This is a genomic window from Olsenella sp. HMSC062G07, assembly GCF_001811895.1.
Lineage (GTDB): Bacteria > Actinomycetota > Coriobacteriia > Coriobacteriales > Atopobiaceae > Olsenella_F > Olsenella_F massiliensis.
In genome coordinates this window covers 225,348-241,069 of record NZ_KV806944.1, presented here as the reverse complement: position 1 = coordinate 241,069, position 15,722 = coordinate 225,348, and the positions used below count along the sequence as shown (strand labels likewise).

Genomic DNA, 15,722 nt, shown 5'->3' with positions numbered 1-15,722 from the left:
CGCGCTGGGCGCGCTGGGAGGCCTCGCGCGAGGCCTCCCAGGCGCACCGAGTCCGCCGGTAGGCTGCGTCGCGCTCGCCCAGCTCCCTGACGGCCTCGTCCAGGGCCGCCCGAAGCCGCGTGAGCCTGTTATGCCGGACCGCGAGCTCATCCAGCCTGCCCTGCGCCTCGTCACGCTCGACCTGCAGGCGACGGAGGGCCTCCTCGTTCCCGCCCGCCGCCTCTATGGAGGCCCGCCCGGCGTCAACTGACGATCGCAGCCTCTCGAGCGCCTCCTCAAGGCGCTTTACGACGCCGTCCCGCAAGGAGATCTCGCCTTGCAGGGCCTCCACGTGCGTACGCTGACCCCGTGCCGCCTCAAACGCCGCGATCTGGCCTTGTGCGCCCGCGAGGTCGCGTTGGGCGGCGTCTTTGAGCGCGTCCGCCTCAAAGGCCTGCCGCTCCGCCTCGGGATGCTCCTGCGCCCTGGCCAGCAGGGACTCCTGGTCCTTTTGGGCCAACGCGGTGCGACGGCTCGCCTCGTCCAGCCGTCTTTCCTCCACGAGCAGCTGACGTTCCAGCTCAGCCGAGCTGCCCTCGAGCTCGGCGAGGTGCGCCAGGCCCTCAAGGCGCGCCTGGGCCCGGGCCATGTCCCGCGCAAGGCGCGAGCGCAGCTCGTCATCGGCACGCTGGGCCTCGAGGGCGGCCCGCAGCCCGGGCTCCCGACGCCCCTCGCGCTCGAGCCGCTCCCGCGCGGCGTCAAGCTCGTCCAGGGCTCCGCGCATGCCCTCGACTCTCTGGACGTTGGCGCTCGCCGCGTCGCGGCGCGCCATCGCCAGGGACCGCTCCTGCAGCAGCGTCTGGCGGGCGGCGGCGTCCAGCTCCAAAAGCGTGCCGATCAGCTCGACGAGCTCCTCGCCCGACAGCGCCTCGCCCAGCGCGCGGCGCGCCTGCTCGGCCTGGGCGCCCGCCTCCCCTGACGCGTCCTCGGGCACCTTGACGAGCGCCTGGATGCTCTCGAGGCGGCGTCGGGCCTCCCTGAAGTCGCCTTCGAGCGCTGACAGCTGCCCGGCAAGGTCGCGCTCGACGCGCCGGAAGGGTTCCGTGGCGAACAGGCGCCTGAAGACCTCCCCGCGCTGGTTCGAGTCGGTGAGGAGGAGCTCCCTGAAGGCGCCCTGCGCGATGAGGCAGATCTGCCTGAACTGCTGGCCCGTGACGCCCAGCAGCTCGATGACGGCGGCGTTTACCTCCGCCCCCCTGGTCAAAAGCGGCAGGCCGGGACGCTCGAGCTCCTGTCCCGGCCGCTGCGGCGCCATGCCCTCTCCCCTGAGCTTAGGCCGCAGGTAGGCGGGGTTGCGCCTGATGCGATAGCGCTGTCCGTGGTACGCGAAGGTCAGCTCGACGAAGGTGGGCGTCTGGGGCGCGGCAAAGTCGCTGCGCATGTCCCGCCCGTCCGTGGGACCCTCGGAGCTCTCCCCGAACAGGGCGAAGCACAAGGCGTCGAAGATGGTGGTCTTGCCCGCCCCGGTGTCGCCGCAGATCAGGTAGAGACCCTCCTGTCCCAGCTCGTCGAGGTTGAGCGTCGTCTCGCCCGCGTAGGGCCCGTAGGCGCTCATCGTCAGCTTGAGCGGTCGCATCACGCGTCACTCCCCTCGGGGCCCTGCGCCCGCGCGAGCGCCTCGCGCATCATCGCCCGCTGCTCGTCGCTGGGCGCGGTCCCGTTCTGGCTCGCGAAGAAGTCCTCAAAGAGCCCCAGCGGGTCCTTGACGCCAGGGTCTTCGGGCCTCGGCAGGTCGCCCGAAAACGCCCGGTCGGCGGGGTCGCCAAACGAGACGCCCATGAGGTTGGGATACACCCTCCGCAGCCGTTCGGGCGCGCCCAGGGGCACGTGTTCGTCCATGAGCGTCACGAACGCGTAGCACTGACGGTCTCGGTCGCTCAGGCCTCCCACGACGGCGGGGTCGCAGAGCTCCTCCAGGCGGCCCCGCAGCTCCCTCATGGGGTGCAGGGGCTCAAGCTCGACCAGCTCAAACGAGACCTCGCCCTTGGGGCCCAGGTCCACGAGGGGAACTGACTTGGGGTAGCGAATCTCTGACGGCGCGTACGGCAGGAGGCTCCCCGCATAGCGGACGACGTCCCTGCCCACCCTCTGCGGGCGGTGGACATGTCCCAAGGCCACGTAGTCAAAGTCGTCAAAGAGCGCCGCGTCCACGGCGTCGAGGTCGCCCAGGGAGAGCTCGGAGTCGCTGCGCAGGGTCTGTGACCCCCCGCTGACCACGAACTGATGGGCCACCAGGACGTTGCGCGCCGAAACGTCAATCCGACAGGTGGCGAGCACCACGGCCAGGGCCTGGTTGGGATCCTGGGAGATCTGCTCGTCCGCAAAGAAGGGGCGCACCCGCGTGGGAGTCAGGTACGGCATGAGCCAGAACGTGACGCCGCCGTGCTCGTCGTCAAGCGTGACGGCATCGAGCGACCCGCCGAACACGGGCGAGACGTGCACGCCCTGGCGACGCAGCAGCTCGCCCGCATAGGCCACGCGCTCGGCTGAGTCGTGGTTGCCGGCGACGCAGAGGCAGGCGAGGTCCCTCTCGACCAGTCCCGTGAGAAACCAGTCGACGAGCGCGACAGCCTCGGCCGACGGCTGGGCCTTGTCATAGAGGTCGCCCGCGATCACGACGGCGTCGACCTGTGTGGCGCACGCCAGGTCGAGCACCTGGGCAAGCGCGTGGCGTTGGTCATCCAGCAGCGAGAAGCCCGCCAGCTGCCGCCCTATGTGCAAGTCCGCAAGATGCAGGAACCTCATGGCACCTCCCACGGTCGTCCGTCCCTGCGTCCAGTCTAGCCGTGCGCCCGGACATCAATGCCCGGGGGTGCGCGACGATGACCTTGCACTGGCGGCGCGCTTGTTTCGTTTGTAGTCAGATGCGCCCTCCGCCGACGCGTCCGCGCCGCCCGACGATACAATGGGAGTGGTATGACGCAGCTTTCGAGCCTGGAGGTATCCGATGGCGACAGACGGCAGGATCCGGATGAGGACGCCCCTCGTCGAGATGGACGGCGACGAGATGACGCGCATCATCTGGCAGATGGTCAAGGACGACCTCATCCTCCCTTGCGTAGACCTCAAGACCGAATACTTCGATTTGGGCCTCTCTCACCGCGACGAGACGGACGACCAGGTGACCCGCGACGCCGCCGAGGCCACCAGGCGCCTGGGCGTGGCCGTCAAGTGCGCCACCATCACGCCCAACGCGCAGCGCGTCGAGGAGTACGGCCTCAAGCGCATGTGGAAGAGTCCCAACGGCACGATTCGCGGCCTGCTTGACGGCACCGTCTTTCGCACCCCCATCGTGGTCAGGGGCATCGAGCCCCAGGTGCGCTCCTGGCGCCGCCCCATCACCATCGCCCGCCACAGCTACGGCGACGTCTACCAGAACGCGGAGCTGCGCGTGGACGGCCCCGGCACGGCCGAGCTCGTCTTCACGGGCGACGACGGCACGCAGACGCGCCGGACCATCCACCGCTTTGAGGGGCCGGGCGTCATCCAGGGCATGCACAACCTCGACGCCTCCATCAGGAGCTTTGCCACAAGCTGCTTTGAGTATGCCCTCTCTGCCCGCCAGGACCTGTGGTTTGCCACGAAGGACACCATCAGCAAGACCTATGACCATCGCTTCAAGGACGTCTTTGGCGAAATCTTCGAGGACGGCTATCGCGAGCGGTTCGCCGCGGCGGGCATCGAGTACTTCTACACGCTCATCGACGACGCCGTCGCGCGCGTCATGCGCAGCGAGGGCGGCTTCGTCTGGGCCTGCAAGAACTACGACGGCGACGTGATGAGCGACATGCTCTCCTCGGCCTTTGGCTCCCTGGCCATGATGACCTCGGTATTGGCAAGCCCCCAGGGGCAGTTTGAGTTCGAGGCGGCCCACGGCACGGTGACGCGCCACTACTACCGTCATCTCAAGGGCGAGACGACCTCCACCAACTCGGTGGCGACGATCTTCGCCTGGTCGGGAGCCCTGCGCAAGCGCGGCGAGCTGGACGGGACGCCCGAGCTCACGGCCTTTGCCGACCGCCTGGAGCGCGCCACCATCGACACCATCGAGGGCGGCCAGATGACGGGGGACCTCGCGCGCATCACGTCGCTCCCAAACGTGCGGACGCTGGACACCGAGGGGTTCATCCTCGCCGTCGCAAAGCGTCTGCGCGCGTAGCAATCCACCCTTGCCGCGCGCCCTCGCGGCGCCGGTGGAGACGGGGGGATGCGTCCCTTGCCGAAGAGCGCCCGACCACGAGCCGTCAGAAGGACCCTGAGAGACACGCATGACCACACGACCGCAACGACGACCGATCCCCTGCGACGCCCGCACGACGGAGCTCGTGTGGCGCCACGGCGCCGACATCCTCACGTCCGCGGGGATGGAGGTCGAGCGCCGCTGCCTGCAGCACGGCTCGACGAGCGTCTACGCCCATTCCCTGGCCGTCACCTGCCTCTGCGTCAGCATGGCACGCGCGCTGCGCCTGCCCGTCCACGAGCGAGCGCTGGTGCGCGGGGCGCTGCTGCACGACTACTTCCTCTATGACTGGCATGAGCGCGACGCGTCCCATCGCCTGCACGGCTTTTGGCATCCCCGCCGCGCCTGCGCCAACGCGATGCGCGACTTTGGCCTGGAACCCCTCGCCAAGGACATGGTCCTTCGCCACATGTTTCCCCTCACGCCGCTGCCTCCCGCCCATCGGGAGGGGTGGCTCCTCTGCGTGGCTGACAAGTGCGTCGCCATGCGCGAGACCCTTGCCGGGCTCGCGGGGGCGCGCAGGTCCGCTCGCGACGGGTCCGCCCGTGCCTAGCGCGACCTCGCCCCTTCACGCGCTGGCCCTGCTCTGGCTGCTCTTTGTCGCCTACAGCTTCCTCGGCTGGGTCGTCGAGAGCGCCTACTGCTCCGTCTCGGCCCGGCGTCTTGTCAACCGAGGCTTTCTCAACGGCCCCTACATCCCCATCTATGGGGCGGGCGCCCTGATCGCCATCCTGCTGCTGGACGAGCTCCCGGACGACCTGCTCGTCTTTGTGGCCGGCGGCGCACTGAGCTGCGCGCTCGAATATGTGACCTCGGCCGTGATGGAGCGCATCTATCACGCCCGTTGGTGGGACTACTCCGACAAGCCCCTCAACCTGGACGGACGCGTCTGGGCAGGCGGATTTGTGGAGTTTGGCCTCTGCATGCTCATCGTCGTTCGAGTCCTGCAGCCCGTCGCCCTCTGTGCCCTGGGATCGCTGGGAGAGGGCGTGCTCCTGGCCCTCGTCGTCCTCACGGCGGGCGTCATGCTCGCCGACCTCGTGGTGACGCACCTGGGCATCACGAGGCTGCGCGGCAAGATGGACGACCTCAGGTCCGACGTCACCGAACGGCTCGCCCTGCTGCGCGAGGCGCTTCCCGACCGTCCGGAGCTGACGCTGGTGACCACCTGGGACGACCTCGTCTTTCGCCCGGTCCGCCGTCAGCTTGAGGCGCGGCTGCGCAACGGGGCCCGTCATCTGCGCGGGGCAAAAAGGGAGATCATGGGCGCGCTGGGCGAGCGGGGCGGCGTCGAGGGGCTGTCCCTGCCGCCCTCCCTGGACGAGGCGGCCCAACACTTCACCGCGCGCCTGAGCTCTCAGGAGCGGCGTCTGCTGAGGGCCTTTCCCCGCATGAGGCCAAGCCATTGGAAGGACTCGCTCGCAGAGCACGTGCGCCGCCTGCGTGACGCGCAGACGCCTCGCCCGCCGCGCTAGGCCTGCGTCGGCAGGTCTCGGAAGTGAAAGGCGCTCGCGCCTCGCGCGTAGTCGCCCACGACCTGGCCCGAGCCCCTGAGCTGATACTTGTAGGTCATGAGGCCCTCAAGCCCCACGGGCCCACGGGCATGGAGCTTGCCTGTGGAGATGCCCACCTCGGCACCGAAGCCGTAGCGGAAGCCGTCCGCGAAGCGAGTCGAGGCGTTGTGGTACACCCCCGCGGAATCCACCAGGCGAAGGAAGGTCTGCGCCGCGGCCTCGTCCTCGGTGATGATGGCGTCGGTGTGATGGGACCCATGCCGGTTGATGTGGTCAATGGCCTCCCCCAGGGAGTCCACGACCCTGATCGACAGCCTGAGGGCCAGGTATTCCCGGTCCCAGTCGGCCTCGGTCGCCGCGCCGCAGTCGATGATCTTGCGGGTGCGCTCGTCGCCCAAGAGCTCGACGCCCTCGCGGTCGAAGGCCTCCTTGAGGACGGGCAGGGCGCGCTCGGCGACGTCCTGATGGATGAGGAGCGTCTCGACGGCGTTGCAGGCGGCCGCGTACTGCACCTTGGCGTCCACGCAGATGGGCACCGCCTTGCCGAGGTCTGCGGCGGCGTCCACGTAGACGTGGCAGATGCCGTCGGAGTGGCCCATGACGGGAATTCTGGTGTTTTCCATGATGTGGCGGACAAACGCGTTGGACCCCCGAGGAATGAGCAGGTCAACGAGGCCGACGCAGCCCAACAGCTCGTCAACCTGCGCGTGCGACTCCGCCAGGGCGAGGCAGTGCTCGGGAAGGCCCGCCGCCACGGCGGCCTCATGGATGAGCGCAAAGAGGGCACGGTTGGAGCGGGCCGTCTCGGATCCTCCCTTGAGGATGGCGACGTTGCCGCTCTTGATGCAGAGGGCGGAGATCTGCACGAGCGCGTCGGGGCGCGCCTCGAACATGACGCCGATGACGCCGATGGGAACGCTCACGCGCCTGAGCTCGAGGCCGGCGTCCAGCTCGCGGTCAAGGAGCACCCTGCCCACGGGGTCCGGCAGGCCGAGCAGGCCGTCGATGCCGGCACAGACGTCCGCGAGCTTGTGCTCGTCAAAGCGCAGGCGCAAAACGACCGCAGGGTCCATCCCCTGACGCTCGGCGGCAACGAGGTCCTCGGCGTTGGCCGCGAAGATCTCGTCCTTGCGGGCGAGCAATGCGGCCTTGACGCGCCTGAGGGCGTCGTTCCTTTGGGAGGCGGACGTCGCCGCCATCTGCGGTCCCTCGAGCTTCATCCGCTGGACGCGCTGCCTGATGCCTTCCCTCGTCATGGTTGCCCTCCTCGTCGTGCCCGCCGGCCCGCCGCGGCGGGCATGCCCGCGGCGGCGTCGGCGCGACTGTCATATGCTGTGGTGATGGTACCCAACCGGGGCGTCCCGCGTGCGAGAGGCATGGCGAGGGCCCTGCTCCCGCCGCACGACCGGCGTGGTCGCTACGGCGAGGAAAAGCATCGTACAATAGGTGCGTCCCTCTCGCCCCGCTTTTTGACCCCGCTGGCCAGGAAGCCCATCCCAGGAGACCGTCATGACCAGCACGCCCCTTGACCTGTCCCGCCCCGACGGCATCACCGACGAGCAGCGCGAGATGCTGCGCAGGCACTACCTCGCCTATGCCAAGGCGGAGAGCGAGCAGGGCCGGTGCCTGAGCGCCGACCTCGCCCGCATCTACGCCGCCGTGGACGAGCTCTGCGCCTCGGGGTCGCTCAGCACGCTCGTGAGCGCCCTGCACACCAGCGCCCACGTGGTGCTGTTCTGCACGGACTCCTCGACGCTGGCGCTGCGGGAGTTCCGGCTGGCCATGCTCTCGGAGGGCACGTTCGTCCGCGTCGTCAGCGAGAGCGCCTCGGACACCAACGGCATCGCGGCCCTGAGCAAGAGCGACCTGCTCATCGTCGTGACGACCTCCAACGGCTTCGCCCATCGCCAGCGGGCGAACATCGAGCGCAGCGAGGCCTACAAGGTCATCCTCACGGCCAACGACGACCCCAAGCTGCACGCCGGCTTCGACCGGGTCCTGTCGATCGGCCAGGGTGCCGAGGAGGGCAGCCCCATGCACCGCATCTATGCCACCTATGGGGTCACGTACTTCTTTGATCGGCTCTACACGCTCTACGCGCGCGCCTACGACCCCGCGCTCTAGGTCCGCACCCTGGCTTACGCGCCATCGGCCCGCACGGGCGCGATGGGCGGCGGGCGTCTTTCCCTATCTGGGGTCGCCCTCAATCTGGGCGAGAGCCGCGTCGGCTTGCCGGCGGGCCTCCTTGGCGTCCTCGAGGGCCCGAATGCCGTCTTGGACGCGCTGGGCCGCCTCGTCCTTGAGGTGCACCGCCTCCTGCGCGCGGGAGCGCGCCTCGCCGCAGATCCATTCGGCGTCCGAGAGCCCCTTCGCCGCCGCGTCGGCCTTGGCCTGGGCGGCGTTACCCCGGGCGATGGCGTCGTCCAGGAGGGCCTGGACGCGGTCCCTCTCGACCCAGGCGTCCGTCGCGAACTTGGCGAGCTTCGCGGCGCTGTCCTGCCGGTCGAGCACCACCTGCTCCTCGCGCTTCTGACGGTCGGCGCACTCCTTGGCGTCCCGCTTTGCCTTCGTGAGCGCCCGTCTCGCCTCCGCGAGCTCCTCCCCGCGCGTCTCGACGACCATGGCCGCGTGAGCCGCCTCGCTGCGCGCCCGAGAGGCCCGCGCCACGAGCGCGCGCCTGGTGAGACCGTCCTTCTCGAGAAGACAGGGAAGCAGCTGAGACAGCTCCTCGCGCCACCAATACCAGTCATGGGACACGTCATAGCCCCAGTACTCAAAGGTCGCGGCGACGCCCTTGGACGTCAGCAGCTCCTCGAGCTCCCGTTGGGTGTCCAGGCCCGTCTCGCTGGGCTCCTGCCCGCACACGAAGGCAAGGGGCAGCTCCCGCAACAGGCGCGTCACCTTCTTGCGCGGCGTGAGTCCCGCCACGATGTCAAGGGGCGAGAGCAGGCGCCAGTCCTCGTCAAGCTCCTGCCCCAGCAGGCGGCTCACGTCGTAGGTGCCCGAGAGGGCGACGAGGCCCGAGAAGTCCTGGGGACGCCTGAGCACCGCGAGCGTCGCGTTGAGGGCGCCGATGCCGACGCCGGCGGCGATGGGGGGCGTCGGGGCCTTTTCGCCCGAGAGAGAGGCGAGGACGGCAGGAAGGTCCCTCTCGACGAAGGAGAGAAACGCCTGGACGTTCTCGAGCCGGTACGACCCCACGGCGCCCCGCGCATGCCAGGCCTCGTCATCCAGGGAGTCAACGCAGACCAACTGGACGAGGCCCTCGTCCACAGGCCCTGAGAGGGCGTCCACGAGCCCGTTGTTCTCCCAGCTCAGACAGGAGGAGTCGCCCTCGGGAAACGCGAGCACCTGTCGACCGGAGCGGCCGTAGATGACGACGTCAAGATCCCGGTTCGCGGCGGTGGCATGAAGGGTGAGTTCCCGGACGTCCATAGGTCCTCCTCGTGACCGACATGCGGCAGATGCGAATCCCGTCCCATCCGGAATCCTCATGGCAGGCATCGGCCGCTCGTCTCACATTGTACGCGCTTCGGGCAAGATGCCGGGCACCCCGCGCCCTCTCAGACGAGCTTGCCCTGGCAGTGATCGACCATGTGCTGGACCATCTGTGCCGTCCAGCCCGAGAAGTCGCGGGTGCGATGCCTGAGCTCGCCGTCCTCAAGCTCGTCGAAGGAAAGCTTCACCTTGGCATAGCGCGTAACCTTGGACACCTCGTCGCGCGTGAGGCAGCCCTCCTCGACGCGCTGGGCGCCCAGGCCCATCATGACCCGGGGGTTATAGAGCACGTGGGCGACCTTGTCGTCGTCGAGGTAGACCGCGACCTGCTTGGTCACGCCGATCTGGTTGGCCGCCAGGCAGGCGCCGTCCTCGATGGAGGAGAGAGTGTCGATGAGGTCCTGGGCGACTGCGGCGTCCTGGGCCGTCGCCCGCTCGCAGCGGGCGGTGAGCGTGGTCTCGTCCTTGACAAGGTCCTGTATCACGAGTCTTCCTTTCGGGCCGTGCGCACGCGAGACTCCCTGCCGGTGCGCGGGACGTCGTGGCTAGTGTAGTACAAGCGCCGTCGCGCGAGCGATTCGAGCGGTCGACATCAGGTGCGGCCGCCACGCGAGGTGGCAAAGCGCGCGCGTGACGGCCGTCAGACGCCGGTCACGTCGTCCGCGGCCACGAGGCAGCCGTCCAGGTCCTTGATGAGCGCGTCGTGGTCCATGCCCCGCCCGATGAAGCACAGGCGCGTCATGCGGTCGCCCAACACGGGGTCCCAGTCCTTGAGCACGTCGGGATTGGCCTGGAGAAGCGCGTCGAGCTCGTCGGCGGGGGCGGAGGCCATGAAGAGGCCCCCCTCGGTGAGGCTCGCCTGACGGCCCGCCTTCTCAAAGACGTAGCACATGTCGGGGTCCTGGGCGGCCCAGAGCATCCCCTTGACCCGGATGACGGCGGGCGACCAGCTCCTTACGACACCGTCAAACAGGTCGGAGTCAAAGGGGCGGCGTCGCTCGTACATGAAGGTCGAGATGCCGTACTCCAGGACCTCGGGGCTCTCGTGCTCCTCGGGATGCATCATGGCGTCCTGCCACGCCTGCGAGCGATAGGCGGCATCAAAGTCAAAGCGCCCCGTGTTCAGAAGCTCGCCCACGGGCACGTCCCCCCGCTCGGCCTCGACGATGACCGCGTCCTTCTGCAGGCTGCGGACAAGGGTCCTGAGCTCGGCGAGCTGGTCGGGACTCACGAGGTCGGCCTTGTTGAGGACGACGGTGGAGCAGAACTCGATCTGCTGGATGAGGAGGCTCTCGACGTCGTCCTCGGAAACGTCCTCGGCAAGCAGGGCGACGCCGCCGTCAAACTCCTCGAACATGCGGGCGGCGTCGACGACGGCGACGATGTTGTCCAGGGCCAGAGGGGCGCCCTCGCTGGCACCCTGCTTGCAGAAGGCGCTGATCGTATAGGCAATGGGTATGGGCTCGCAGACGCCCGACGCCTCGATGAAGACGTAGTCAAAGATGCCGGCGTCGGCGATGGCGCGCAGCTGGCGGGCCAGATCGTCGGAGAGCGTGCAGCAGATGCAGCCGTTGGTCAGCGGGATGAGGTCGTCCGTCTCGGAGAGGCCCCCGTCGGCGATGAGGCTGGCGTCCACGTTGACCTCGCCGATGTCGTTGACGATGACGGCGGCGCGGATGCCCTCGTCGTTCTGGAGCAGATGGTTGAGAAGGGTCGTCTTGCCGGCACCGAGGTAGCCCGTGAGCAGGATGACCTTGACGGCGTGCGTCTGTGGCATGTGGTTCCTCCAGGATGGCGCGAAGGGTGGCTCGGATGACTGTCTGATGCATTGTAGCCCCGGCCAAAAGGCCCCCTGCCGCAAATCGCGCGTTCGCCCGGCTCGCCACAGGGCACGCAGAAAGGCCGCGTCGGGGGCGAGCGGGACGACAGGGGGAACGGTCAGCTCACCACGAAGCGCACGGAGTCCAGATGAGGGGCATGTATCCTGATGAGAGCCTCCATCTGGGTCTTGAGCCCCGCAGGCACGTCCTCGTGCGTCGTGACCGTGGCCACGGTCCTCTCCGTGACCGCCTTTGACCCGGGCGCGGACTCCCTCTCGACGCCCACCCGATAGCTGACGAGGTCGGGACAGATCACGGACAGCTCCCGCGTCGTCACGCCCACGCCAAACTGGTCCGTCTTCTGGAACACCGACCCGTCGTTCTGTGTCATCGTGTCCCGCACGACGTTGGAGCTCACGAAGACGGCGGGCACGGCAAGGAGCAGGGTCGCGACGGCAAGACGGGCCTTCATGCGGCGAGATCGCCGCGTCGCCTCATGGCTCTCCTCCGCGGTCACCACGCCGTCGCCGTTGAGGTCCCTGAGCAGGGGAACGCGCAGCAGCACCAGGACGACCTCCGCCGCGAGCGAGATGAACACCACGTTGATGACGAACTCGTAGAGCGCCGGCAAAAACGTCACGAGGTCGCGCGCGGCGATGCCGTAGCCCGCGGCGCACAGCGGCGGCATGAGCGCCGTCGCCACGGCCACGCCAGCGATGAGCGTGGCGGGCTCCTGCCTCCTGGAGTTGCCCAGGCCTCCCGCGAAGCCGCCGGCGAGGGCCACGAGGATGTCCCAGACCGTGGGGCTCGAGTTTGCCACGAGTTCGTTGGTCTGGTTGGAGAGCGGCGAGACGACAAAGTAGAGGGCCGAGGTCGCCAGACAGATGACAACCTGGACCATCAGGCCCAGGATCGCGTCGCGCAGCAGCCGGCGGTCCATCGTCGCCACGGAGTACGAGATAGCGAGCACCGAGCCCATGAGCGGGCAGATGAGCATGGCCCCGATGACGGCCTCGGTGGAGTCGGTGTTGAGGCCGACCGACGCGATGAGCATGGCGACGATGAGGATGCACAGGTGCGGGCCGTCCAGGCGAGAGCCGCTGACGAAGCGCTCGCGGATGGTGTCAAAGCTCGCCCTGCCCTTGCGCACGTCATCAAAGAGGCCTCTGAGCGCTCGTCCAAGGGGACCCAACGCGCCGGGTCGTGCCCGTGCGCCCTCCGAACCAGACATGTGCCTCCGCCCCATGCTCGACCAACCGGACAGACCCATTCTAGCCGAGTGACGCCCCACGATGCCGCCTACGTGCTACAGTGGGGACAAGAACGCGCTGTGACTGACGGAGCTTCGTGGGACACCACGGTGGAGCAGCGCAGACATGACCTGCCGACCGTCTGGGCACGCATCCCTCGCCAGAGGGGGGCGTGCCTTCTGCGTCAGGGCCAGAGGGCATACGACCAAGGAAAGGACGGCACCGTGCAGGACCTGTGCAAGCTCTTGAGGGGCAACCCCTATCCCGGACGCGGCATCGTGGTGGGTAGGGGATGCGCCTACTACTGGATCATGGGGCGCAGCGCCAACAGCCGCAACCGCGTCTTCACCCTCACCGAGGACGGCATCCGCACCGAGGCGCATGACCCCGGCAAGATGGAGGACCCCAGCCTCATCATCTATCACCCCGTCCGGCGCATGGGCGGCGACCTCGTCGTCACCAACGGCGACCAGACGGACACCATCGTCCAGGCGGGCGACCTCTGGGCCGGATGCCGGACGCGCACGTACGAGCCGGACGCCCCCAACTTCACCCCGCGCATCAGCGCCGTCATCCACGAGGACGGCGGCTTCGAACTCGCCATCCTCAAGCGCGACCCCGCCTCGGCCTCAGGGCGTTGCCTACGTGAGCTCTTTTTCTATGAGGCGGCCGACGAGGGCGTGGGCTACTTCGTCAGCACGTATCAGACGGACGGTGACCCGCTGCCGAGCTTTGCCGGCGAGCCCGTGGCCGTGACGCTTCCCTCCCCCGACGAGCTCTGGGACGCCCTCGACAAGGACAACAAGGTCTCGCTCTACGCCAACGTTAGGGGCACGGTGACGCTCTACAACAAGAACCTCGGCGACTAGCGGCCCGGCTGCGCGGGACACGTCCGCGCAGCGGCCCCGGCCGCCTCGTGCCAAGTCAGCCACCACGCATCAAGGAGAGACGCACCATGAACGAGCTCGAGCTCAAGTACGGCTGCAACCCCAACCAGAAGCCCTCCCGCATCTTCATGAGGGACGGGTCCGACCTGCCCGTGACGGTGCTTTCCGGCCGGCCCGGCTACATCAACTTCCTGGACGCCCTCAACTCCTGGCAGCTCGTGCGGGAGCTCAGCGAGGTCACCGGCCTTCCGGCCGCGGCGTCGTTCAAGCACGTCTCGCCCGCCGGCGCCGCCGTGGGCACGCCCCTCTCGGACGTGGAGCGCCAGGTCTACTTCGTGGACGACGAGGGCGAGCTCTCGCCCATCGCCTGCGCCTACATCCGCGCGCGCGGCGCCGACCGCATGAGCTCCTACGGCGACTGGGCCGCCCTTTCCGACACCTGCGACGCCCGCACGGCCCGCTACCTCAGGCACGAGGTCTCGGACGGCGTCATCGCGCCCGCCTACACGGACGAGGCGCTCCAGATCCTGCGCGCCAAGAAGAGCGGGCGCTACAACGTCGTCCAGATCGACCCCTCCTACCGCTGCGCGCCCGTCGAGCAGAAGGACGTCTTTGGCATCACCTTCGAGCAGGGTCACAACGACTTTCGCATCGACCGCGAGCTGCTTGGCAACGTCGTGTCCGCCTCGAAGGACCTGCCGGAGGCCGCCAAGGTTGACATGATCGTCTCGCTCGTCACGCTCAAGTACACGCAGTCAAACTCAGTCTGCTATGTCAAGGACGGCCAGGCCATCGGCGTGGGGGCGGGCCAGCAGAGTCGCATCCACTGCACACGCCTGGCCGGCGACAAGGCGGACACCTGGTGGCTGCGCCGACACCCCAAGGTGCTGGGCCTGCGCTTTGTGGAGGACATCCGCCGCGCCAACCGCGACAACGCCATTGACGTGTACATCTCGGACGAGCACGATGACGTGCTGGCCGACGGCGAGTGGCAGAAGTGGTTTGCCCAAAGGCCCGAACCCCTCACCCGTGAGGAGAAGGCCGCCTGGGTCGCCACGCAGACGGGCGTGACCCTGGGATCCGACGCGTTCTTTCCCTTTGGCGACAACGTCGAGCGCGCCCACAAGAGCGGCGTGAGCTACATCGTGGAGCCCGGCGGCTCCATCCGCGACGACAACGTGATCGAGACGGCCGACAAGCACGGCATCGTTCTGTGCTTCACGGGCATGCGGCTCTTCCATCACTAGGGCGCAGGAGCTAGGGCGCAGGGAGGACGGCGCGCCAGACGTCACCCCAGGGCGCCGCGCGACATCCGCCTGTGCCATACTGCCATCGGAGGACGCCCGTCAGAGAACACCGGCAAAGGAGCGACGTGCCCACGAGCGCCACAACACGACAAAGACAGATTCGCCTCGTCTGCGGCCTGGGAAACCCCGGGCCGCAGTACGAGCATACCCGTCACAACGTTGGGTTCGCCACGATTGACGTGCTGGCCGGGCGCTCGGGCGTCACGTTCTGGAAGAGCGAGTCGGGCTGCCTCACCTGCCGCGTCACCGTGACGGCCGCAGATGGCGCCGCGCGCGAGGTGGTGCTCGCCAAGCCCCAGGACTACATGAACACGAGCGGCGGCCCCCTCTCAAAGCTCATGCGCCAGCTGAGAGTCGCGCCCCAGGAGCTGCTCGTCGTCCATGACGAGGTCGACCTTGCCGCAGGGGAGCTGCGCGTCAAGCTCGGCGGCGGTCTCAACGCCCACAACGGCCTGCGCTCCATTGCCGACAAGCTGGGAACGCGCGACTTTGCGCGCCTGCAAGTGGGCATAGGGCGCCCGCCCGGGCGCATGCAGGTGGCCGACTACGTGCTGCGCCAGCTCAAGGGAGGCCTTCGCGACGAGCTTTGCCTCAGCTGCGAGGACGCCGCGAGCCTGTGCGAGCGCTGCCTGACGCAGGGCGTCGAGGCGACGCGGTCATGAGGGACTCCAGCCGTTGCATGCCGACAGGTCGTTGACGTCGGCGACGCGCAACATGGGTGGGGGCCGCAGCGCGCGCCGTGCGGGCCGTCTCCCCTGGGCTTGGGCGCCGCGGCGTGCCGCACCTATACGTTTGAGGGCAGCGTCGCCACGCACCTATAGGTTTGAGAGGCCGGAGGAGACAGACCTATAGGTTTGAGGAATCGTCGCGGCGTTTGCCCAGGTAGGAATTCTCCTTTTTCCTCAAGCCTATAGCTCTGCACGGGAGAGGCCCTCAAACCTATAGGAATCCGGGCGCGAAACCCTCAAACCTATTGGAATCCGCGCGTGTCGTCCGCAAACCTATAGGAACCGGTAGGAACCGGCGCGCGGGACCCGCAAACCTATAGGAACCCGCGCGTGTCATCCGCGAGCCTATAGGAACCGGTAGAAACCCGTTCGCGGGGCCCTCAAACCTATGGGAATGCCCCTCCGGCGCCAGGCCGGAGACCCCCGCCGCAGGCCCGGG

General features: G+C 68.3%; 14 protein-coding genes and 1 riboswitch. Of the genes, 7 read left to right on the top strand and 7 right to left on the bottom strand.

The features are described 5' to 3' along the window. Together HMPREF2826_RS01820 and HMPREF2826_RS01815 are read right to left on the bottom strand one after the other, a co-directional pair. The coding region (locus tag HMPREF2826_RS01820; RefSeq protein ID WP_246824642.1) for an AAA family ATPase at nucleotides 1–1,615 on the bottom strand (1,615 nt) is incomplete at its 3' end. Continuing rightward, a complete protein-coding gene (locus tag HMPREF2826_RS01815; RefSeq protein WP_070638688.1) occupies nucleotides 1,615–2,784 on the bottom strand; it encodes an exonuclease SbcCD subunit D in 1,170 nt (389 codons plus the stop codon). The genes HMPREF2826_RS01815 and HMPREF2826_RS01820, both read right to left, overlap by 1 nt. Before the next feature lie 202 nt (nucleotides 2,785–2,986). Here HMPREF2826_RS01815 and HMPREF2826_RS01810 point away from each other — a divergent pair, with 202 nt between their 5' ends. From HMPREF2826_RS01810 to HMPREF2826_RS01800, 3 genes are all read left to right on the top strand, one after another. Then, entirely contained in the window at nucleotides 2,987–4,198 is a 1,212-nt protein-coding gene (locus tag HMPREF2826_RS01810; RefSeq protein WP_070638686.1) for an NADP-dependent isocitrate dehydrogenase, read from the top strand. A gap of 109 nt (nucleotides 4,199–4,307) precedes the next feature. Continuing rightward, nucleotides 4,308–4,832 (top strand): HD domain-containing protein, encoded by a 525-nt coding sequence (locus HMPREF2826_RS01805; RefSeq protein WP_070638684.1) that lies wholly within the window; start codon nucleotides 4,308–4,310, stop codon nucleotides 4,830–4,832. Continuing rightward, entirely contained in the window at nucleotides 4,825–5,754 is a 930-nt protein-coding gene (locus HMPREF2826_RS01800; protein ID WP_070638682.1) for a putative ABC transporter permease, read from the top strand. Before HMPREF2826_RS01805 ends, HMPREF2826_RS01800 begins: the two co-directional genes overlap by 8 nt. Here the strand turns inward: HMPREF2826_RS01800 and HMPREF2826_RS01795 are convergent. Then, nucleotides 5,751–7,049, bottom strand: coding sequence for a glutamate-5-semialdehyde dehydrogenase (locus tag HMPREF2826_RS01795; RefSeq protein ID WP_070638680.1), 1,299 nt, complete (start codon nucleotides 7,047–7,049; stop codon nucleotides 5,751–5,753). The genes HMPREF2826_RS01800 and HMPREF2826_RS01795 overlap by 4 nt on opposite strands. 253 nt (nucleotides 7,050–7,302) lie before the next feature. On the opposite strand from HMPREF2826_RS01795, the gene HMPREF2826_RS01790 reads away from it, so the two are divergent. After that, on the top strand, nucleotides 7,303–7,917 hold the full coding sequence (locus HMPREF2826_RS01790; protein WP_070638678.1) for a hypothetical protein: 615 nt from the start codon (nucleotides 7,303–7,305) through the stop codon (nucleotides 7,915–7,917). Between the two features lie 63 nt (nucleotides 7,918–7,980). On the opposite strand, the gene HMPREF2826_RS01785 is transcribed toward HMPREF2826_RS01790, so the two are convergent. The 4 genes from HMPREF2826_RS01785 to HMPREF2826_RS01770 form a co-directional block, all read right to left on the bottom strand. Next, nucleotides 7,981–9,228: a hypothetical protein gene (locus tag HMPREF2826_RS01785; RefSeq protein WP_070638676.1), complete on the bottom strand. Its 1,248-nt coding sequence runs from the start codon at nucleotides 9,226–9,228 to the stop codon at nucleotides 7,981–7,983. A 128-nt stretch (nucleotides 9,229–9,356) separates the two neighbouring features. Further along, the gene (locus tag HMPREF2826_RS01780) at nucleotides 9,357–9,776 is read right to left on the bottom strand and encodes a peptide deformylase (protein WP_070638674.1); all 420 of its coding nucleotides are present in this window, start codon (nucleotides 9,774–9,776) and stop codon (nucleotides 9,357–9,359) included. A gap of 155 nt (nucleotides 9,777–9,931) precedes the next feature. Then, nucleotides 9,932–11,068 carry a CobW family GTP-binding protein gene (locus HMPREF2826_RS01775; RefSeq protein ID WP_070638672.1) on the bottom strand — a complete coding sequence of 379 codons (1,137 nt, stop codon included), beginning with the start codon at nucleotides 11,066–11,068 and terminating at the stop codon, nucleotides 9,932–9,934. A gap of 161 nt (nucleotides 11,069–11,229) precedes the next feature. Continuing rightward, nucleotides 11,230–12,342: a DUF389 domain-containing protein gene (locus HMPREF2826_RS01770; protein WP_148138297.1), complete on the bottom strand. Its 1,113-nt coding sequence runs from the start codon at nucleotides 12,340–12,342 to the stop codon at nucleotides 11,230–11,232. Between the two features lie 89 nt (nucleotides 12,343–12,431). Then, nucleotides 12,432–12,516, top strand: a riboswitch (ZMP/ZTP riboswitch). A 69-nt stretch (nucleotides 12,517–12,585) separates the two neighbouring features. On the opposite strand from HMPREF2826_RS01770, the gene HMPREF2826_RS01765 reads away from it, so the two are divergent. The 3 genes from HMPREF2826_RS01765 to pth all read left to right on the top strand — a co-directional run bounded on the left by HMPREF2826_RS01765 (nucleotide 12,586) and on the right by pth (nucleotide 15,217). Then, nucleotides 12,586–13,230 carry an IMP cyclohydrolase gene (locus tag HMPREF2826_RS01765; protein WP_070638791.1) on the top strand — a complete coding sequence of 215 codons (645 nt, stop codon included), beginning with the start codon at nucleotides 12,586–12,588 and terminating at the stop codon, nucleotides 13,228–13,230. Between the two features lie 86 nt (nucleotides 13,231–13,316). Then, complete coding sequence (locus HMPREF2826_RS01760) at nucleotides 13,317–14,495, top strand: phosphoribosylaminoimidazolecarboxamide formyltransferase (protein WP_070638668.1); 1,179 nt, start codon at nucleotides 13,317–13,319, stop codon at nucleotides 14,493–14,495. 125 nt (nucleotides 14,496–14,620) lie between these two features. After that, nucleotides 14,621–15,217: an aminoacyl-tRNA hydrolase gene (gene pth / locus HMPREF2826_RS01755; protein ID WP_210388948.1), complete on the top strand. Its 597-nt coding sequence runs from the start codon at nucleotides 14,621–14,623 to the stop codon at nucleotides 15,215–15,217. The last annotated feature ends 505 nt before the right edge of the window (nucleotides 15,218–15,722 follow it).